This window comes from Rubinisphaera italica, assembly GCF_007859715.1.
Taxonomy (GTDB): Bacteria; Planctomycetota; Planctomycetia; order Planctomycetales; family Planctomycetaceae; genus Rubinisphaera; species Rubinisphaera italica.
Genome location: NZ_SJPG01000001.1, coordinates 3,097,325 through 3,116,977, shown reverse-complemented (window position 1 = coordinate 3,116,977; position 19,653 = coordinate 3,097,325). Strand labels below are relative to the sequence as shown.

Below are 19,653 nucleotides of genomic sequence, written 5' to 3'. Positions count from 1 at the left end.
TTCAATCGTCAGGATGTTCCACGAATTCGTCACCGTTGTACAGCGGGCACTGGCGAGCACAGAAAGCGACTTCGACGATGACGATGGCCGCGAAAAAGCCGCCGACCCACAGGAATGTTTCGCGGCTTTCGTTCCAGAGATGAATGAGCAGTAGGGTGACCGTTGTCAGCATCAGGGCGATGCCCAGCAGGACCAGACCCACATTGCTGTGTGTGATGTGTCGCAGTTTCAGGTTGGCCACGGATACGGCGATCGACACCGCCAGAAACGTGAGACTGGAAAAGGTTGCGATGGTTTCTAGTCCGCCCAGAACCGTGAAGGCTCCGGCCAGCACGGTCAGCGTGACGACAGCCAGCCACGGGACATCCGTCCGACTGCGAAACGAAAACACTTCGGGCATGCGTTGTCTGGTCGCCATCTCGGCCATCATACGAGACGCTCCGAATGCGGTGGCATTGATTGCCGAAGATGTGGCCAGCAGCGCGGCAAGGTCAACAAGGATTTCGCCGGCATTCCCGAGAGCCGGTTTGGCCGCCACCGCCAGCGCGTACTCTTCTGAGGCGGTGAGTTCGTCGGGTGTCAGGTTGCCCACGGCAACCACCGCCACACCGACGTAGATCAACGATGTGATGATGATCGATCCGTAGATTCCGCGCGGGACGTTGCGGTCGGGGTTCTCCGTTTCCAGCACGGCATTGGTGATCAGTTGAAAGCCCTCAAACGCGACGAAGATCATTGCGCCCGCAATGAATACTGAAGAACCACCTCGGTCGAACACCGGTAACAGATGGTCCTGTTTAATCGACGTGATACCGGCCACCGCAAAGAGACCCAGCAGAATCACTTTGGTGAACACGATCAGGTCTTCTGACTTTCCGCTCGCCTGAACCCCCCGCAGGTTCACGCCCATGAAGAACAACAGAACTGCGGCGGACAGAACCATTCGCAGGACGTGAGAATCGGAACCGCCCAGCAGGTGGGCTCCGTAAGCCCCGAACGTAAACGCGTACAGCGCCTGCGTGCCGATGTAGCCGACGACCACCGTCCAGCCGAAAATGCCCGCGATGTTGGGGTGGTTCGGAAACGCTCGGTCGAGATACGTGAAACTGGCTCCGTCGCTGTGAAAACCGAGAGCCAACTTGACGTACGAATAGCCTGCTGCCAACGCAACCAAACTACCCACGAGAAACGCCAGCGGCGCGGCGTGACCGGCGATACCAACCGCCATTCCGAGGACGGAAAAAATGCCGCCACCAATCATTCCGCCAATACCCATCGCGAGTAATTCGGGCAGCCGAAGTTTTTCGCTTTCAGAGTTCATATTGCAGTGGTCTTTCAGCTGATTGTCGTTCCGAAGAGATGGCCGACCAGAGCAGTTGCACCCATGGCCAGCGCGCCCCACATTGTTACTCGCACGGCGGCAGTGAGAACGCGCGCTCCGCCGGCACGAGCGGAAACAGAGCCGAGGATTGCGAGACTGAGCAGTGAAGTGGCGACAGTCGCTGGAATGAACGCTGTACGCGGCACAAACATAATGGACAAAATCGGCAGCGCTGCTCCGACTGCGAACGTCGCGGCCGATGCGATCGCCGCCTGAACCGGGCGCGCCTGCGATAATTCTGAAATTCCTAATTCGTCCCGGGCGTGAGTGGCCAGCGCATCCTTTTGCATCATTTGAGTCGCCACCTGATCGGCGAGCTCCCTGTCCAGTCCACGCTCGACGTAAATATCTGTTAGCTCTGCATGTTCAAAATCAGGGTCGGTTGCAAGTTCCTGCCGTTCCCTTACGAGGTCGGCCTGTTCGCTGTCCGCCTGAGAACTCACGGAAACGTATTCCCCAGCCGCCATCGACATCGCTCCAGCAACAAGCCCAGCGACCCCGGCCAGCATCACTTCCCCGCGTCCCGTTTCAGCGGCCGCGACCCCGACCACCAGACTTGCCGTCGAGACAATGCCGTCGTTGGCACCGAGAACGGCAGCTCGAAGCCAGCCGATACGGTCAATGAAGTGGTTTTCCCGTGTTTTGTCATTTGCGGTCGCTACGTCAGGCTGTTCGTAGATTGCGTGGAGTTGTTCGTTCGTCAGTATCTTGTCTCGGTGATCGTTGTGCTTCGGTACGGGTAGGTCAGGTATTTTTTTATTTGAACGCTAACACGATCTCGACAGCGACCCACATGTGCTCGATGTCTGTCTCCTTGACGTCAAAGCCGGCCGCTTCGATTGCGCGTCGCGCGTAGACGGGCCGGCAGTCCATCAGGTTGGGAAAGTGCTTGTGCGTCCATTCGTAGGCCTTCATGATGACGCCCTGCTTTCCTTCTTTGGAAAGTGCGACCACCACCAGCCGCCCTCCCGGTTTGAGCACTCGCTTCCATTCGGCCAGCACCTTGGGGATTTCAGGTGTGTCGAACAGCTCGAACGTGAAGCTCGTGAAGACTCCATTGAGCGAGTCGTCTTCGTAGGGAAGCGATTCGGCATCGCCGCAGGTCAACTCAACCCGCTCGGATAGACCCGCGCGCTGTAGTAACTCATTGGTCAGGGCCACCATCTCGTCAGAGATGTCGACGCCGAGCACTCTGCCGGTCGGTCCGACGGCCTGAGCCAGTTCGACGACGCTGTGTCCTGTGCCGAAGCCGACTTCCAGAATTCGCTCACCGGGCTGGGCAGCCAACTTCTGCAAGCCCTTCTCGCGCATCGGCTGCTCGGAATGTTCCGCCAGCAAGTCGTACACTTTGGCGATCTTGTTGTAATACGCCTTCGTCTCGTCCTTGGTCTGAAAGATCCGCAAGACGCCTGGTTCGTATTCGTTGACGTCGGTTGCCATCGGGACATCGCTCCTAAGTGACTTTTTCATTGGGTTCAGTTCCTATTTCAGCATCGGCAGGTAGGCGTATCCGTCGGCCTGAAGGTTGACCAGTGCGGTGAGCGCCGAAACGGCTACATCCACCTGTTCGGTGACTTCCGAAGGCTTCGCACCTTTGCCGATGAGCGACTGTCCGCAGACGTAAACTTTCACACCTGCCTTCTGTAGTTCCGACAGACATTTGAGATTCGGATTCGCTTTGCTGCTGAAGCGAGTTGAGTACGCATCGTTCCTCAAAATGGCCAGAGTCGCGTCACCGTGGAGCACGACGGCGATGTCAACCTTCGCGGACTCCTTTCCGGCTCCGGCATAGATGTTGACGAAGCGGCACACCTTTTCGATGGCCGGGTTCAGCTTGTCGGAATCGCCGCCTTTGGTGATATCGACGACGATCCTGCTGCCGTCTCGCGGTTGGTGAGCCGCGTTCGGCAGTTGCACGACCTTGCCATAGTCCTTAATTGCCGGATTGACGTACTGCGACTCGTCGGGATGAGTTGACTCGTCGGTCAATGGCGAAGTTTGGCCAGACGCCACGCCGAAACCAATTGCTCCACCGATCGCGATGAGAGCGAATACTGTTGCTTGATACTTCATTCTTGCCTTGCCTTGGGATGCGGTGCCGTGACTAACGTCAATTGCGTCCAGCCGGTTGCTCCTATGACCCCGAACCGGGTGACGGAATGTGCTTTGAGATGTACGCCGACTCGCCCATGCGTTCAAGCAGATCGAGCTGCAGTTCCAGCCAACTCATGTGTTGCTCTTCGTCCAAAGCGATTCGCTCGAAGATCGCACGTGATCCGAGGTCGCCATCTTCCACAGCCTGCAACGATGCCTTCGTGTAGAAGGTGATCGCTTCCTTTTCGTCGGCGAGATCGGACTCGAACATTTCTTTCAACGTGGAAGCTCGCACCGGAGGCTTCGCCATCTTCATTTCGGGATCACCTTTAAGAAACAGAATGCGAGTCATGAACTGTTGGGAGTGGCCCAGCTCTTCCTGCATTTCCTCACGCATCTGCGAAGCCAGCAGGGTCATGCCCCAATCATCCAACACTCCGGCGTGAAGCTGGTATTGGTGAGCCGCGGTCAACTCCATTGAAAGGGCGGTTTGCAGGCTCTCGATTGATTTTTTTTTGGTCATCGTCATTTCTCCTTGGGTTAGTTGATGTTGAGCGAAGCTTCATTGTAGTCTTTTCAGTGTTGCATTGCAGCCGGTTGCTGGTCTTCAAGTACGGATTCGCCTGAACGCGACGGTAGCCGTGGCAACGTGATTTCAGGGAACTCGCCGTCCAGTGACGTGAGGAATTCCACGATGTCAGCAACGTCCTTTTCGGATAGTTCGCTATCGAGTTCGGTCTCGGCCATGACGCGAACCGCGTCGGAAAGTGATTCAACGGCACCATTGTGGAAGTATGGGGCGGTGATCGTGATGTTCCGTAGCGTGGGCACCTTGAAGTAGTGCTTGTCGGCTTCCCGTTTCGTTGCTTCGTATCGTCCATGGTCGCTATCGAGACGAAACTGCTTGAGGAATTCGCTCGTTGCGAATCGCGGAAACTCTTCAAACGATGGCTCCGTGTCTCCAACCTCCCAGCCATTGAATGCCGGACCGGAATGGCACTCCGTGCAACCAATGCTGTCGAACAGCTTCATCCCTCGAATTTGTTGGTCGCTCAGTGCGTACTTGTCGCCTTTGACGTAGCGGTCGTATGGACTGTTCGGTGTAACCAGTGTTCGCTCAAACGCGGCGATCGCCTTCACAGCGTTGTCGATTGTGACTGGCTTGTCGTCGCCAAACACACGAGAGAATTCCGCTTGATAACCGGGAATGGCCGCGATCCGTTCAATCGCTTTGTCGTGATTCGGCATCCCCATTTCGGGCGATGCAATGACTGGTCCTTTGGCTTGATCTTCCAGACTCGGCGAACGGCCATCCCAGAACTGTGAGGCTTGAAAGACGGAGTTCCAGACGGTCGGAGCATTGCGACGCCCGAGACGTCCGTGAACGCCCATCGACGAAGGCCGACCATCGTCACCGCCTTCCATGATGTTGTGGCAACTGTTACACGATACGGTGCCGGTCAATGACAGTCGTGGATCGAAGAACAGTTTTTTGCCCAATTCGACCTTTGCCGGAGTTGTCGGGTTGTCAGTTGGTGCTTTGGCCCGCGAAGGAAGCGGCGGTGTAATGCCAAGTGATGCTGGTTCCGTTGCTTCTTTCGAGACGCCTTTGGCTTCAGATTGCTCCTGTTCAACCTTCGGCAGATTATACGGCTTATGGATTTCCTCCATACCGTTCTTGATGAAGCGACTGACCAGTTTCGCGTGTTCCTGCACCAACATAATGACGAAGGGATCGTCGGCTTCATAAGTCACCTTCAGTCCCTTGTCGGTTTCTTCATACGTCAGCGTGTAGTCGTCGCCGTGCTTGATTAGTTCAACAAAGATGGGATGGAACGTCATCGGCGGAAGCGGCTCGTTTTCATGCACGCGGCTTTCCATTGCCGGAACGTGTTTCTGAATCAACGCAGCGATCTTCTCATCGTCCGACTCCGTAACCGCTTCTGCGCCTTTGGGCATCATCTTCACGGTTCTGTTGATCTTGTCGCGGTCGTCGAACATGGCGTGCAATGTCGTCATGTCCTCGCGATTCCCACCCATCATTCCGGGACCACGTCCCATACCTCTGCCGAAGCCACGCCCTTGACCGTGACCAGGGCCAGGGCCATGCCCGGCCTCGGATGAATCACTGTCTGAAATTGCCGCCGCTTCCTTGTCGTCACCCGATTCCGCATCGTTGTCGCCCACGGCCGACGGAACTTCGACCCAGAACCAGCCGCGAAGGTCTCCTTCGTTAAAGCCGGTCGCGCGATCGTCAGGATAGAGTTCCGATAGTTTCGATCGGACGTCAGCCGCAATGCTTTCCGTCGGTCCGTGACACGCCAGGCATTTTTGTTTGAGTCGAATCGGCAGCAATGCGCCGGTGCCTCCATTCGGCAAGGCGACGAACTGTGGATCTTCCACGCGTTCTTCGACGAACGAGTGAGCCCAATCTGGCGGTGTATTCTTCGCGTTGCGAAGTTTGAATGAAGTCCGACCGATGACGACGCCTTGTTCTTCACCCACTTCAGTTGCGATCGCCGGAGCTTCGCGGCTGCAAACGCTAATTGCCGCCGGTCCGTCGGCGCTCATGACCTCGGTCAAACGACCTGACAGTCGCGTAAACAACGCGTCCTTGGCAGCAATCGCCTTCTGTTTGGCGGTGTCATCGACTTGTTCCGCATCTGGCTGCTCTTCGCTCGTCGCTGTCTGAGGCGGTTGAGAATGCTGGCAACCGATCAGCCCAACGAACAGCAAGATCGCGGACCACTGGACCAGAGACTTCATGGTCGCATGGACGCGGTCGTCGGCTGAGGTTTTGTGTGTGGCCGTCATCATGCTCGTCCTTTCAGCATGCCGTGCCAATACAAGTTTGGTAGTCCGTACTTCTTCAGCATCAGCATGCTGAAACGTTCCTTCGATTGATCGAATGGAAACGTCTCGTCAGGTTCTTTGTCGTAGTTAAATTCCGCCAGGACCAGACTATCGTAGCCGGTAACGACAGGACATGACGTGTAGCCGTCGTAACAGGCTGCCATCGGCCGATCATAACTTGCGGCCAGCAGGTTCTCCACAAGCACGGGAGCCTGTTTCCGAATTGCGGCCCCGGTCTTTGAGGTGGGCAGGTTTGACGCGTCGCCGAGGCTCCACACATTGCGAAAACGACTGTGCTGCAGAGTATGCTTGTCGACATCGACCCAACCGTCGTCGTTCGCCAACGGGCTTTGAGCGACAAAATCGGGAGCACCCATCGGCGGAGTGACATGCAGCATGTCGTACTTCAGGATGACTTCCTCGCCGGTGTCCAATTGCTCGAAGACAGCTTCTTTGGAATCAGGACGAATCGCCTTTAGATTGTGCCGGAACTTAGTGATCGTGCCCTTTCGCTGAACGACGCTTTCCAGCGTCTTCGCGTATTTTGCCACCGCAAAGATCCGCGGGCTGGCCGACGCGAAGACGACGTCGCATTTGTCGCGTATCCCTTCACGACGAAAATAGTCTTCGGCCAGGTGACAAATCTTCTGCGGGGCTCCCCCACACTTCACGGCTCCGGCAGGCTGCGTGAAGATCGCTGTCCCGCCCTTGAAGTTGCGGATGTTTTCCCACGTCGACCCGACGGTGGCGAATGAATAGTTGCTGCAGACTCCATCTTTACCCACAGCATCCTTCAATCCTTCAATCGCGTCCCAGTTGATCTGAATGCCGGGAGCGACCACGAGGTGATCGTATGTGATCGTCTGGCCGCTGCGCGTTATCAATGAGTTGTTGTCGGGATCAAACGTGTCGACGAAATCCTTGATCCACTCAGCCCCGTAAGGAATCAGATCCGCTTCGGCACGTTCCGACTCCTCCGGTTTGCACATTCCACCGCCGACAAGTGTCCACAACGGCTGGTAGTAGTGCTTCTCAGACGGCTCGATGATTGCGACATCGAGTGTTGCATCTTCATTCAGCAGGCGGGCAGCCACAGTAATGCCGGCCGTTCCGCCGCCGACGATGACAATGTGATGATGAACGCTCATGGCGATTCCTTGTTGAAGATTATTGTTGGGTTAGTGGCTGGAAGGTGATTCGCTAGACGTCTGGCCGTTTGGGTTACCAAAGCATTTCGCGAACCGAATGCCAAATCCAAGCGTCCGTTGCATGTTGGGATCTCTGAGAGATTTCAGGAGACCAAGCACGCCGATTCGCTCGGCTGTCTTCTGTTCGCAGGTCTCTCGCTGGCAATTGGCCAGAGAAGTCGCCGCATGTCCGACGACGTCCAGTGCGTGGGGATCGAGAACGTCAGACCGCAGCAGAAAGCCGAGCCGTTCGAGTTCTTCTTCGCTGACGCGGCAACCAAGCCACAGCAAAGCGTGCAGGCCCTGTGAAATACTCTTTTCCAGCTCGACTCCATGCGATTTGAGATTCGCTGCGTACTCGTCGATGACATCGGTAGCGATCGCCAGGAGATTGGGAACTTCGTCCAGCAAGCGGCTCGCTTCTTCAAGTTGCGGAAGCCGATCGACCAGTCTGCTGAGTGCCGACACGGTTTCAGGTTCTGTGACTTTCAGAAGGAGACTAGCCAGTGAACCGATGCGTTCCTCGACGGATGTACCAGACTGATTGATTTTCTCGCACTGTTCGTCGATGACATCGGCAACTGTTGCAAGGAGTCCGTCCGCCGCATTGTTGGCTTGCATGGCTCGCTCGACAAGATGCTCAACGTCTTTGGCACGGCCCACTAACCGGGAGAGCGATTCCGCTGTCTCTGGATCATCCATTTGTTCGCGAATGGGCATTTCTGCGAAATTTGTTTCCATGTCTTACTTCCTCGTTGTTGCTGTCCGGTGAACGTTGCTGGGTTTATCTTCATCCGCGTCCCCTGAATGAGACGTTGTGGTTTGTTCTGTGGTTGGCTGGTCCGACCGGACTTTGCATGATCCGCTCAGTCACGTCTTGACGCCGAAGCGAGGCAGTACCCACGCGTTGAGCACGAACCAAATGACCAGGACACCGACCGGAAACAGCAGTTCTTTCATGACTTTCCCTCTTCTTATGTGCACGACTGTGAGCCCGCTTCACAGAGTACGGCGTTGGGCTGGTCAACCGGCAGGCCCGTGTCGGCCCATGCACTGAAGCCTCCTGTCATGTTGATGACTTCCAGCCCGCTTGCCTGCAAAATGCTGGCGGCGATCGCGGAGCGTGCGCCGCTTTGACACTGAGTTACAATCGTCTTGCCGTTGTCAATGTCAGCAATATTGTCGGGCAGACGACCGAGGAACTGATGGTCGGCTGCGGCGATGCGACTTGAATTCCATTCTGCATCTGAACGCACGTCGATCAGCTTCACCTCACCCGACTCTATTCCTGGAGCCAGCTCTTTGGGCGTCCCGGTTGCATAACTTTCCGCGGCCAGTCCAGCCTCACGCACTTTGGATGCGTCGAAGTAACCGCGAACGTCGTCCAGCCCGATCTTGCGAAGCACACGAATTGCTTCGGGGAGCTGACTTGGATCAGCGATCAGGTACGCAGGCTTGGAGTAGTCCACGATCCAGCCTGCCCAACCGGCGAGCATCGCGGTCGGAATGTTGATCGTTCGCGGCACATGGCCGTCAGCAAACTGAGCGGACAGTGACAGATCAATCACCGTCGCCGAGTCTAACACGGAACTCAGATCGTCGATCGGTTGAGACTCAGGCAAGCCCTTGTCGCCGATCACGTCCGGGCCTTCCTTGTTGACTCGCTTCATCACGGCAAAGTATTTCGGTGCTTCCGGCTGGTCGGACAGGATGTACTGCACGAACTTTTCTTCGTCCGTGAACTGCAAAGCCGGGTTGAACAGCTTTTCATAGCCAACGGTTGATGAAGGAATCGCACCGAGTCCCTTGCCGCAGGCACTGCCCGCTCCGTGAGCCGGCCAGACCTGCAAGTAGTCAGGAAGCTGCTTGAACTTCGCTGCGGAGTGGAACAGGTCGCGAGCACCCGGTTCCGCCGTGTTCGCCAGCCCCGCTGCTTCTTCCAGCAAGTCAGGACGTCCGATCGAACCGACGAACACAAAGTCGCCAGTGAAAATGCCCATCGGTTTGTCGGCGTGTCCACCTTCGTCAGTCAACAGAAACGAAATACTTTCGGGCGTGTGACCCGGCGTGTGCAAGACATCGAACCTGATGTTACCGATCATGAACGAGTCGCCATCCTTCAGCAGTTGATGCTCGTACTGGTCGGCGAATTGATACTTCCAGTCGGCCGGACCTTCGTCGGACACGTAGAGCTTCGCCCCGATGCGATCCGCCAGTTCGCGGGCGCCCGATACGTAGTCGGCGTGGATGTGAGTCTCCGCGACGGCGATTAGTTTGACGCCTTCGCGATCGGCCATTTCGAGGTATTGCTCAATGTCGCGACCGGGATCAACGACCACGGCGACCTTCGCCTTCTGGCAGCCGACCATGTAGGAAGCGTGAGCAAGAGCCTTGTCATAGAAGTATTTCAGTAACATGAGACTGTCTCCAATTTAAAGAACAACTGACTTCACGATGACGAATACCGCGACGAGCACCACGGCTGTCGCGAAAACTTTTTGTAGCGATGGCCCTTTGAGCCTCTTGGCAAAAATGCCGCCCAGGAAGATGCCGACCATGCCTCCCATGAGAAACTGCAATGTCGTATCCCATGCCAGTTCACGGCCTGCGACCAAATACGATGTCACGCCACTGATGCTGATCAGGAAAATCACGAGCAAGGATGTCCCCACAGCTCGGTGAATTTCCATACCGCTGAACAACACAAGTGCCGGCACAATCACGAATCCGCCACCGACACCAAACATCCCTGACAAGACCCCGGTCAACAAACCGATGAGAACCAGGAGACGAGCACACTTTGAGGTGAGTCGCAGTGTCCCATCCTTGTCACGCTGACAGGCTGAGCGATCCGCTTTCTCCTGGGACTCGGTCGCGCAAACACCGGTTGCTAAATTCGGATTGCGAGTCTTCGCCCACATACGCCATGCGACAACCAACATAAGGAAGCCGAATAACACCAACAGCACTGTTTCTGGCACGAGCGTTGAAAGGTACGAACCGAAGGGAGCACCAATCATGCCCGCGACGGCAAACAACAATCCTGTCCGCAGTTCCACTTCTCCACGAATCAGACGAGGCACGACGCCCGAAAGTGCTGTTCCGCCCACTGATGCCAATGAAATCCCAACGGCTTCTCGCGGAGCCACGGCGAGTCCGTACACCAACAGCGGTACGGCGAACACACCGCCACCGCCGCCGGTCAAACCCAGTGCGAATCCAACGCAGCAGCCAAAGAGAAGTGCTAGGCCGAACATGTTCCATCCTTACACTGATTCCAGGGCATCCTGGCTATCAGCATTCCCATGGCGCAACTATCAGTGATGCCCGCGAACATCAGGCCGGCTCCCACGAAGGCCGGAATGCCAGCGAGATACACATTGCCAGTCACCATTGCCGCGACGGCTCCGGCCAGCACAATGAAGCCCGCAGCGATTCGCACCTGCCGCTCAAGTGAAACCGCTTTCTTGCCGCGAACGACCGGCAATCCCGCAGCAACCCACGCTTCGGTGCCACCCTCGACGTTGACGACGTTCTCGTAGCCGGCGTCAACGAATTTCTGCTGAGCCTTCGCGCCTCGGGTGCCACCTTTGCAGATGACGTACAGTGGCTCGCTGGCCGAACCATTCCGGTCCTTCATCACGTTGTGCGGGTCGATTGCATCCAGCGGAATATTGCGGGCGACGACCGCACGCACCTCGCGAAATTCAAGCGGCGTGCGAACATCGATGATGTCGACATTCCCCTGTCCGTCTCGCTCCGCCAGTTGTTCGACTGAAATTGTCAGTAATTGAGTCATTTTCATTCACCTCAGTAGTGCCGACTGTTCGTAAAATCGAAACCTTACGATATATTTGATCAAAAAAAGAGAACGGGACGTTTACCCGGATTGGCGTCGTGCACAGGGCAGAAACCGCCCTTCAATGCAGTCCATGATGTTCTGCAGGTGCGGTTCGGCAACTTGGTAGTAAACCCGCCGACCTTCCCGCTCGCTCGTGAAGAACCCACACCGCTGCATCAACCGCAGGTGTTCCGAAGCCACGTTGTCCGGCACCCCACAGTCTTCGGCCAATTCGCCAACCGTGTACCGACCATGCAGCAACAGCTGCACCATCCTTAGCCGCACCGGATGCGCTAGCGTCCTCAGGCACTCAGCCGCCTGAGCAAACGCCGCCGGATCACCGGCAGGCTTCGTTTTCGATTCGGTTTTCGCAGGCATTTCCAATCTCCTTAATCTCATTATATCGTCACCTCACGAGATGTCAATGAGTGTTTCCGATTTTGATTCTTGGAGAGAGCGGTAGGCCGAATCGGCCTTTCGTCAGAGCACACATTTTTCTCGTTCCATTTGTCCTCTGATGAATCCTGGCAGGCCGTTGTGACACTCCTTTGTCTCCAGATCCGGCTTCGGAATCCTGGGAGACAAGTTCGGCTCGGATTTGGCGCGCTGCCAGCAAGTGCGCCAGCCGGCACCTATGCTTCGTCGGGATTCTTCGACACCTAATTTCTGGGGTGGAACCCAAGCAAGGAATTCGGAATGTTCCGATGCAGCGGGTGTACCATCCGCACGGAGATAGATCGATTATTTGGAGGGAATTCAGAAAAGGCGTCTACAACGCTCGACGCCATTAGGCTTGGACAACGATGTTGTCGCGCGCCTCCACAGCATCTGGCTTCCGCGCGTCGGTGGTCGCGGCGTGTGGTGACCGATGCGAGATGCGCAGACTTCTTCCTGATGGCGGTTGCATCTTCCTCAGCAGACTGCGTTCGACCGCGTCGCATCGGTGAATCCGACCTCTGTTGATACGACGGGGTAACGCGACGGTATTTATGGGCAACGATGCCGGATTTGGAGTCGTCAAACGTCACTGACTGAGCCACTCGAATGGGGCGAAGGGATTTGAACTCGCTAAATGGTTTTGGAGCAAGACGTTAGAGAGGACGAAGATCGAAGACGGGGGCCGACCTCACTTCGTTTACAACTATTTCGGTTCCAAGTACTCCACTATCGCAGGAAAGGATCTCCTTCCAAAAGGTAACGTGATTATCCGCTATGCGTTCGACTACGATGGCGGTGGTGCAGGAAAAGGAGGCACTTCACGTCTGTTTGTGAACGGCAAGCAGGTCGCCAGTGGCAGAATTCCGGCCACGGTACCTCTCGGATTCTCCGGCGACGAAACGCTCGATGTCGGAGAAGATACCGGCACTCCAACTGGCGATTACCAGTTGCCGTTCCGATTTGCTGGAGATCTGAAGAAAGTCACTGTGACCATCGCAAATGAATAGGTGAAAACAACGAGACCTGCATCACCAGTAACTACTACCAAAAGCGTCTGTGGTTTCGAAAAGCGAATCACCAGCTATCAGCTACCCGAGAGGAAATAATCGATGAAGGCATCAATCCGTTACAGTTGGCGATTAATTAACCGTGTGACGTTGGCAGTAGCTGGGTTTTTACTAATCGCCTCATTCACCGGATACGCCGCCAACGCTCAGGAATCGCCTCCAAAGAGGCACGACAGCGGTACGGCGATCCCCTTGGCAGATCCGGCGTTCAAAGGAGTGGTTCGCCAGACCTTTAACGACTCCACTGCGGATTATCCTCAACCAATTAGGGCTCCAGAAGGAGCTCCCAATGTGCTGCTTGTCATTCTCGATGATGTCGGATTCGGTATGTGTAGTACGTTTGGTGGACCTGTCCCGACTCCCAACCTTGATAAGCTGGCTGGCAACAGCCTGATCTACAATCGTTTCCATACAACAGCCCAGTGCTCACAGACGCGGGCTGCTTTGCTCACAGGGAGGAATCATCATAGTGCCGGCACCGGAGCTGTGATCGAAATGAGCACCGGGTTTCCTGGTTATTCTGGAATCATCCCTCGAAGTACTGCCTTGATCGCTCAAATCCTACGTGACAATGGTTATGCCACTTCCATGTTTGGCAAATGGCACAATACTCCTGAAAGAGAAATCAGTCCTGCGGGGCCTTTCAATCGTTGGCCAACCGGTTTGGGGTTCGATTACTTTTACGGATTCAACCAAGGGGAAACCGACCAATACTACCCCACGCTGTATCGGGGAACGAGTCCAGTTCCCCAGCCAAAATCACCCGAAGAAGGTTATCACTTCACGGAAGATATCGCTGACGAAGCGATCAGCTGGATTCAAAACGTCCGAGTTGCTGAACGTGATAAACCCTGGTTCTGCTACTTCAGCACGGGAGCTGTTCACGCGCCTCATCATGCTCCCAAAGAGTGGATAGAGAAATTCAAGGGCAAGTTTGATTACGGATGGGACGAGCAGCGGAAAAAAACTCATAAGCGCCAGCTTGCACTCGGAGTTATCCCAGAGGGAACTGAACTGACCCCTCGCCATCAAGAGATCCCATCCTGGAAGAGTCGATCAGCAGACGAGAAAATCGCATACGCGAGGCTCATGGAAAACTACGCAGCCTTCATGGCTCACACGGATCACCACGTTGGTAGGGTGATCGACAGCATTGAGAAAGCCGGAGAACTTGACAACACGCTTGTGCTCTACATTGTGGGTGACAATGGAGCGAGTTCCGAAGGCAATCTTGAAGGCACCTTTATCGACCTTGCAAGTATGGTAGGAATCGATCTTGGTCTGAATAGCTTGCTCAGCCGTCTTGATGATATTGGTGGTCCCGAGAGCCATCCACACGTGCCAGTTGGATGGGCTTGGGCGATGTCTGCTCCGTTCCAATGGACCAAAGCCGTCCCCAGTCACTTTGGCGGGACGCGCAACCCACTACTTGTCCATTGGCCAAATCGAATCAAAGGGAAAGGGAAAATCCGTTCCCAGTTTCATCATGTGATCGACGTCGTACCGACCATTCTTGAATCTTGCAATCTTCCGGCACCAAAGGAAGTGAATGGGATCAAACAGAAACCAATTGCTGGCGTCTCGATGGTTTATTCGTTTGATGCCGCTGAAGCTCCAGGGCAGCGAACGACTCAGTACTTTGAGATACTGGGTAGCCGTGGAATCTATCACGAAGGCTGGTTTGCCAGTGCGCGATGCGGCATTCCCTGGGAAACCGGGAATCGCTCGTTGGATGATCTCAAGAATGCGACATGGGAGTTGTACAACATCGAGGAAGACTTTAGTCAGGCGAATGACATAGGCTCCAAGAACCCAGCCAAGCTCTCGGAACTCAAAGCACTATTCCAGGCAGAGGCTGAGAAGTACGACGTTCTGCCACTCGATCCACGTTTTGCCGAGCGTATGAACCCTGCACTACGAATGTCTGGCAAGCCGCCAACTTCATGGACCTACCGTGGCAACAACGTTTGGCTTCCCGAACCAATTGGTCCTCAAATCTTCCCGCGCCCCCACTCAATCACTGCAACGGTTGAAATCCCAGAGAGTGGAGCAAAAGGCGTGATTGCGTGTGCTGGCGCCTCGTTGGCCGGTTGGTCGCTGTGCGTCCAAGATGGAAAGCTGAAATTCCACTATCAATGCTTGGGGATTGCCAACATTAATATTCCCGGCACTGTCGAACTTCCGAAAGGCAGTGTGACGTTGAAGTCCGAATTCAGACCGGATGGTTCCAAAGAAGGTGGCGGATCGCTGAGACTGTTCGTGAACGACAAGTCAGCCGGAGAAGGCAAGCTGAAGAGAACGCTATTCCGTCACAGTCTGGAACCCTTTGAAATCGGTCGAGATTCAATGACACCAGTCAATCCAGAATACAAAGCCGAAGGGGCGTTTGAGTTCACTGGTAAGATCGACAGCGTAAAGTTTGAACTTCTACCGCCCAAAGACTAAGCCCGCCGTATCAATGTGTTTTCTGTCTGACACGGCCGCTGGTCTGTTTTTTGACTTTAGAATAGCACCTGAAGCCTGGCACCTGGGATGATGGCAGTATCGAATGCAACGGTGCTCGGTTGGGCAATCTGAAGATCGACAGTTAACCAGCAGTTCGGTGAAAAAGCAAAGTTGTAGAATATCTCGAGGCCATGCTCATCTTGTTGGGGACGAATGCGTCGGCTTAGAATTTTGAATTCCTCGCTTAGCCGTAAGTAGAAGTATCCAACCCCAAAGCGATCTAAGGGTCGCCCTCCCAGCATACTCCGTCCACCAAGACCACAGATTGCCGTATATTCGATTGGATTCGGATTGCCATCGGACACACCAAATTGCCCGAAAAGGCCCCACTGCCGTGACTCGTCCATCGAATCAACCCAGAGAGCTTGAAAGAAATTCGTGTAAAGGCTCCAAGATCCCGTTTCCAAAGGAAACTCGCCGGTTACAGGGACCGTCAACCACGCTGACGGGTCAATCGCTCTATAATCTGCGTTGCTGTACGTTCCACCAATGACGTAAGTGCCAGGAAGTCCAAAAATCTCCGGGCGAAGAATCAGTTCAGGAACAAACGTCGCACCGCGAGCAAAGAGGTCTTCCAATCCCTTCGTTGCACGCTCCTCGGGATCGAAGACGGCAAATGTTAACCAGGGCTTGCCTTCGTCCAGGAACGCGCATGCGACCCCTGCTGCTGAGTATGGTACGGTGCGAGAAGCGATCGGATTGAACACGAGGGAGGTGTTCATAAACCCTCCCAGTCCAGGTCCACCGTTGTATTTCAATGCATACTCATCAAGGGTGTTGATTTTACCGACTGAGATTGCGAAGGATTCACTCAACGCTTGTGTGAACTTGAGACCTGTAATCGAAGTAACGTGGCTGCTGGAGTTGGGGAAATTCATTGCGATATTTGCGGGAGCAAGGAGTCCATCGTCATCATTGATGCTTTCCCCGAAACGAGTTTCGGCATGCAAGTCAATAAAGAATCCTTCATTCAGTCCTGCTTTTCCGCCCTCGAACCCAACCAAGTAGTCTAGCTTGCCGCCGTAGTCCCACTTTTCGTCGCGCCCTCCGCCAGCGACACCCTGAAAGAATTGTGTTGCTGACAGGTCGATTGTCAGTCCATGCTCAGCCAGCAGGTCGCGTGTGCCAGCCCAGTCTCCACTCACACCATATTGTGCCTGGGCGACAGAGGGTGCGAAAACAACGCAACACAATAGGATCGGAACAAATAAACGCATCAAATTGCAATCCTTAACTGGGCCGGTATCCTCGCAATATGTACTTCGGCCAGAGGTGCCGGTTTCGTCCAGATTGACGATTGAAAATCATTAGATTTGCCGAAACTACGTGCCCTGTTGGGGCACTAGGTAGCTGATAGCTCCATCCGATACTCGGTCATGCACCGTTCACGAGATGTCGGTGGGGAGCAAATGACCCGTCTTGACTCCCCTACTCTCAGACAGCTCCAAGTTAGCTTCATCCCTTGTTCAAAAGATGTATGCGGGCATGAACACAATTTGCGTTCGACACTTGTTGAACGGGTTCGATCAAGTCGGTGACCTGACACCGTTCTTGAATGGTATTCACTCCATCGGTACGGCAATGTTGCAAGCGGGAATCCTCGACGCTGTGCCCGGTCATGGTCGGTTCAGGTGACGGTCACACGACTCCCCTTGAACTCGCTTTGGACCTTGGTTGAACGCAACTTGCGCCGTGCATGGTCTGCGTCATGCACGGTGTAATGGACGGTTCATGAACGAGGGGATTCAACTGCGGGGGTCACTGGGGTGTCATATTGTCTTGGATGCCAGCCGCACCTGCGTTAGGCTGACTTCGTACTGATTCTCCCGCTGCCATGGACCAACACCTCACCGTAAAGGAAGCTACCAAACTGACCGGCAAGTCCGAGTCAACCATCAAAAGACTCATCCACGTCATCACAGCAGATGCCGCGCATGAAGACCGCAATTCGATCCATCCCACACATGACGAATTGGAGCGACTCCGCGACGCAGGCGAGCCATATGTCTGGAAGATCGACCGGATGCTGTTACTCAAACGCTACCCGCAAGAACCGCAGGCCGAAGAGGGGATTGATCGCACGGACGAGACCAATGCGGCGGCGATTTCGGAGAGTCAACTTGTTGATTTTCTGCGCGAGCGACTCGTGTCTCAAGAGGACCAAATTCAAACCTTCAAAACGCAGCTTGACCGGAAAGATGGCCAGATCGATAACCTCAACGAGCGAATGCGGGAAACCAACATTCTCATGAAAGAACTGCAACAGAAGTTGGCGATTGCTGCTCCAGCCGAACCGTCAACGCCTATCGATTCAGAACCTGCAACGAATTCCTCGTCAAATACCTCAGAGATGCAACCGTCCACGATCGGTAAACACCTGCCGACGTTCGCTGGTTTGTTTCGATCGAAAAAGTAGGGGACTCGTTGCCTACCCGCCACACTGCCAACTCACAACGCCTTTCCAGTGACTGACGTACCATCCCACCCCCAACGGCACTTTCGCGGATTCGAGCCGCTGACGGCAAACTATATCTACTGTCCGAATCAGTTTCTCGACATCTGTGTGCCGAACTGTTCTCGTGGAACCGTTCGGATCGTCGCATACCTGCTTCGTGAGACTCTTGGCTGGCTCGACGAGAACGGGCAACCGATCAACGAACAGGTGACAGTCACCTATCGTGACTTGATTGGGAAAGCAGGCGTCAGCAGGGGAGCAATCGGACCAGCCATCGATGAAGCGATCCGTTTAGGGTTCATTTCGGTTTGTTCTGCGGGTCAATCGAAAGCAGCCGGACGATCTGGCAGGTCGGCAAAATACGAATTGCGTTGGAGTCATGGTTCAGCGTTTACCAAGGTGGTTGATGCGTTCGATGGTTTTTATGTCGGTGAAGGACACCGTACCCCGATTCCGAATGCCTTCTTTGAGCAGATCATTCCGACTGAAACACGCGCTGTCATCAAAGTTGTCGGTACGGTTCTCCGACATACGATAGGCTATCAAAACCAATTCGGAGGACGACGCACATCAGCCCCACTTTCTTACAACTACGTGCAGCGATACGCGAGACTCAACAGCCGGTCGGTTGTCAGTGAAGCCATCGCTGTTGCTCAAAAACGTGGTTACATCACCTGCACGCAAGCCGGACAGTTCGATGCGGATCGGTCCCAACAATCGGCTGCGTGTTACTCTGTTCGATGGCTTGCGGCCAATCAGATTGTTCCAATCAGTTCAAAAAACGAACCAGAGGATCGGTTCAATAAACGAACCAGTTACGGTTCAAAATCCAGACCAGTGGATCGGTTCAAAAAACGAACCACTTCAAAGACAGTTTCCAAAGACATCCACAAACAACAGCATGTTGCCAGTCAGGAAACAGAAGCTGCGATTCAATTATTGCTTGAGGCTGGTGTTGATCGAGCAATAGCCTTTCGACTTGTCGAAAAGAGCGGGCCGGAGCGAGTGCAGCGACAGTTGCAGTGGCTTGATGCTCGCAACCCCCGCGAAAATCGCATCGGCCTGCTTTGTAAGTCCATCGCTGAAGACTGGTCGCCACCACCATCCGTTGCCGTGAAAAATCGTCAAAAATCAATACGCGAGCGGGAACAGATCGAAGCGACCAAAGAATCACAAGAATCGAAACGAGTCGCACGAGAAAAGGCGGCTCGCGCCAAACGTCGAGAGCGACTTTTGTCTGAATGGGACACGGCGACACCCGAACAACGCAAGGCATGGATTCAGACTGCCGTGAACGCGGAAGCCAGTCGTGTCATTGCCGACATCATTCGGCGGCAGGGGACGAAAGCGGAGTCACCTCATTGCCATGTGCTTGATGCCATCGCGGCAGCTCGGAAGCTGCCGCCAATCAGTGCTGCAAGTGGACTTCCAAGCAGTTTGATTGGCGACAAAGTCGCCTGAATTCACCACAAGAAAAAGGGGACTCAATCATGTACAGGAGTCTGATGATTGAGACGTCACCCTTTGCGATCAGACAGCCGAGCAGTGGAACTGACTCGGTTCTACGCTTGGCAGAGCCAAGAAAGTGTCGCCTCGATGAGGGCACCACGTCACGAGCTATCGCCCGCGACCGCAGGGCTTCCGACGACGCGGCCGGACTCGTACCTCACCGATCTCGCTGCTACACCCCTGCGGTCTCGGCCTCATGCTTCGGCTCGCGACGTCGGTGCCACACTCCACTCCCACGCCGGAGGCGTCACCTTTGACGACCGACTGGTCGTCCCTCATTTCTCCACTACCCCTCTCGGCTCCTCCAAGGCGCCTCAATAAGG

At 54.9% G+C, this 19,653-nt stretch carries 18 protein-coding genes; 5 read left to right on the top strand and 13 right to left on the bottom strand.

The annotated features are described in order from the left end of the window. Position 1: 1 nt before the first annotated feature. The 12 genes from Pan54_RS11670 to Pan54_RS11615 form a co-directional block, all read right to left on the bottom strand. Positions 2-1,321, bottom strand: coding sequence for an APC family permease (locus Pan54_RS11670; protein WP_146503650.1), 1,320 nt, complete (start codon positions 1,319-1,321; stop codon positions 2-4). Positions 1,322-1,335: 14 nt separating this feature from the next. Next, on the bottom strand, positions 1,336-2,061 hold the full coding sequence (locus tag Pan54_RS11665) for a VIT1/CCC1 transporter family protein (protein ID WP_146503649.1): 726 nt from the start codon (positions 2,059-2,061) through the stop codon (positions 1,336-1,338). Positions 2,062-2,137: 76 nt separating this feature from the next. Continuing rightward, entirely contained in the window at positions 2,138-2,821 is a 684-nt protein-coding gene (locus tag Pan54_RS11660; protein WP_146503648.1) for a class I SAM-dependent methyltransferase, read from the bottom strand. A 42-nt stretch (positions 2,822-2,863) separates the two neighbouring features. Next, entirely contained in the window at positions 2,864-3,454 is a 591-nt protein-coding gene (locus tag Pan54_RS11655) for a DsrE family protein (RefSeq protein ID WP_146503647.1), read from the bottom strand. A 61-nt stretch (positions 3,455-3,515) separates the two neighbouring features. After that, entirely contained in the window at positions 3,516-3,998 is a 483-nt protein-coding gene (locus Pan54_RS11650) for a bacterioferritin (protein ID WP_146503646.1), read from the bottom strand. A 53-nt stretch (positions 3,999-4,051) separates the two neighbouring features. Continuing rightward, on the bottom strand, positions 4,052-6,292 hold the full coding sequence (locus Pan54_RS11645) for a cytochrome c peroxidase (RefSeq protein ID WP_146503645.1): 2,241 nt from the start codon (positions 6,290-6,292) through the stop codon (positions 4,052-4,054). After that, on the bottom strand, positions 6,289-7,476 hold the full coding sequence (locus tag Pan54_RS11640) for an NAD(P)/FAD-dependent oxidoreductase (protein WP_146503644.1): 1,188 nt from the start codon (positions 7,474-7,476) through the stop codon (positions 6,289-6,291). The genes Pan54_RS11645 and Pan54_RS11640 overlap by 4 nt, the downstream gene beginning before the upstream one ends. Positions 7,477-7,506: 30 nt before the next feature. Then, on the bottom strand, positions 7,507-8,256 hold the full coding sequence (locus tag Pan54_RS11635) for a DUF1641 domain-containing protein (protein WP_146503643.1): 750 nt from the start codon (positions 8,254-8,256) through the stop codon (positions 7,507-7,509). A 233-nt stretch (positions 8,257-8,489) separates the two neighbouring features. Next, entirely contained in the window at positions 8,490-9,932 is a 1,443-nt protein-coding gene (locus Pan54_RS11630) for a rhodanese-like domain-containing protein (protein WP_146503642.1), read from the bottom strand. A 15-nt stretch (positions 9,933-9,947) separates the two neighbouring features. Further along, positions 9,948-10,772: a sulfite exporter TauE/SafE family protein gene (locus Pan54_RS11625; RefSeq protein WP_146503641.1), complete on the bottom strand. Its 825-nt coding sequence runs from the start codon at positions 10,770-10,772 to the stop codon at positions 9,948-9,950. Continuing rightward, entirely contained in the window at positions 10,760-11,314 is a 555-nt protein-coding gene (locus tag Pan54_RS11620; RefSeq protein ID WP_146506405.1) for a rhodanese-like domain-containing protein, read from the bottom strand. Before Pan54_RS11620 ends, Pan54_RS11625 begins: the two co-directional genes overlap by 13 nt. An 81-nt stretch (positions 11,315-11,395) precedes the next feature. After that, a complete protein-coding gene (locus Pan54_RS11615) occupies positions 11,396-11,734 on the bottom strand; it encodes an ArsR/SmtB family transcription factor (RefSeq protein WP_207310254.1) in 339 nt (112 codons plus the stop codon). 821 nt (positions 11,735-12,555) lie between these two features. Between Pan54_RS11615 and Pan54_RS11610 the strand changes: the two genes are divergently transcribed. Beyond that, on the top strand, positions 12,556-12,801 hold the full coding sequence (locus Pan54_RS11610; protein WP_146503639.1) for a hypothetical protein: 246 nt from the start codon (positions 12,556-12,558) through the stop codon (positions 12,799-12,801). A gap of 102 nt (positions 12,802-12,903) precedes the next feature. Then, positions 12,904-15,306, top strand: coding sequence for an arylsulfatase (locus Pan54_RS11605; protein ID WP_146503638.1), 2,403 nt, complete (start codon positions 12,904-12,906; stop codon positions 15,304-15,306). A 56-nt stretch (positions 15,307-15,362) separates the two neighbouring features. Here Pan54_RS11605 and Pan54_RS11600 read toward each other — a convergent pair whose 3' ends face one another. Then, the gene (locus Pan54_RS11600) at positions 15,363-16,583 is read right to left on the bottom strand and encodes a carbohydrate porin (RefSeq protein WP_146503637.1); all 1,221 of its coding nucleotides are present in this window, start codon (positions 16,581-16,583) and stop codon (positions 15,363-15,365) included. 617 nt (positions 16,584-17,200) lie between these two features. Here Pan54_RS11600 and Pan54_RS11595 point away from each other — a divergent pair. From Pan54_RS11595 to Pan54_RS25825, 3 genes are read left to right on the top strand one after another with little or no spacing between them, the layout of a single operon-like run. Beyond that, positions 17,201-17,782 carry a hypothetical protein gene (locus Pan54_RS11595; RefSeq protein ID WP_146503636.1) on the top strand — a complete coding sequence of 194 codons (582 nt, stop codon included), beginning with the start codon at positions 17,201-17,203 and terminating at the stop codon, positions 17,780-17,782. 48 nt (positions 17,783-17,830) lie between these two features. Beyond that, positions 17,831-19,282 (top strand): hypothetical protein, encoded by a 1,452-nt coding sequence (locus tag Pan54_RS11590; protein WP_207310119.1) that lies wholly within the window; start codon positions 17,831-17,833, stop codon positions 19,280-19,282. A 48-nt stretch (positions 19,283-19,330) separates the two neighbouring features. Next, positions 19,331-19,651, top strand: coding sequence for a hypothetical protein (locus Pan54_RS25825; RefSeq protein ID WP_165441738.1), 321 nt, complete (start codon positions 19,331-19,333; stop codon positions 19,649-19,651). Positions 19,652-19,653: the final 2 nt, after the last annotated feature.

Excerpts from the sequence above, each read along its gene's own strand:
- Pan54_RS11670 (WP_146503650.1), bottom strand. The coding sequence starts at position 1,321 with ATGAACTCTGAAAGCGAAAAACTTCGGCTGCCCGAATTACTCGCGATG.
- Pan54_RS11620 (WP_146506405.1), bottom strand. The coding sequence starts at position 11,314 with ATGACTCAATTACTGACAATTTCAGTCGAACAACTGGCGGAGCGAGAC.
- Pan54_RS11605 (WP_146503638.1), top strand. The coding sequence starts at position 12,904 with ATGAAGGCATCAATCCGTTACAGTTGGCGATTAATTAACCGTGTGACG.
- Pan54_RS11640 (WP_146503644.1), bottom strand. The coding sequence starts at position 7,476 with ATGAGCGTTCATCATCACATTGTCATCGTCGGCGGCGGAACGGCCGGC.
- Pan54_RS11650 (WP_146503646.1), bottom strand. The coding sequence starts at position 3,998 with ATGACCAAAAAAAAATCAATCGAGAGCCTGCAAACCGCCCTTTCAATG.
- Pan54_RS11635 (WP_146503643.1), bottom strand. The coding sequence starts at position 8,256 with ATGGAAACAAATTTCGCAGAAATGCCCATTCGCGAACAAATGGATGAT.
- Pan54_RS11655 (WP_146503647.1), bottom strand. The coding sequence starts at position 3,454 with ATGAAGTATCAAGCAACAGTATTCGCTCTCATCGCGATCGGTGGAGCA.
- Pan54_RS11615 (WP_207310254.1), bottom strand. The coding sequence starts at position 11,734 with ATGCCTGCGAAAACCGAATCGAAAACGAAGCCTGCCGGTGATCCGGCG.
- Pan54_RS11595 (WP_146503636.1), top strand. The coding sequence starts at position 17,201 with ATGGACCAACACCTCACCGTAAAGGAAGCTACCAAACTGACCGGCAAG.
- Pan54_RS11660 (WP_146503648.1), bottom strand. The coding sequence starts at position 2,821 with ATGGCAACCGACGTCAACGAATACGAACCAGGCGTCTTGCGGATCTTT.
- Pan54_RS11645 (WP_146503645.1), bottom strand. The coding sequence starts at position 6,292 with ATGATGACGGCCACACACAAAACCTCAGCCGACGACCGCGTCCATGCG.
- Pan54_RS11625 (WP_146503641.1), bottom strand. The coding sequence starts at position 10,772 with ATGTTCGGCCTAGCACTTCTCTTTGGCTGCTGCGTTGGATTCGCACTG.
- Pan54_RS11630 (WP_146503642.1), bottom strand. The coding sequence starts at position 9,932 with ATGTTACTGAAATACTTCTATGACAAGGCTCTTGCTCACGCTTCCTAC.
- Pan54_RS11600 (WP_146503637.1), bottom strand. The coding sequence starts at position 16,583 with ATGCGTTTATTTGTTCCGATCCTATTGTGTTGCGTTGTTTTCGCACCC.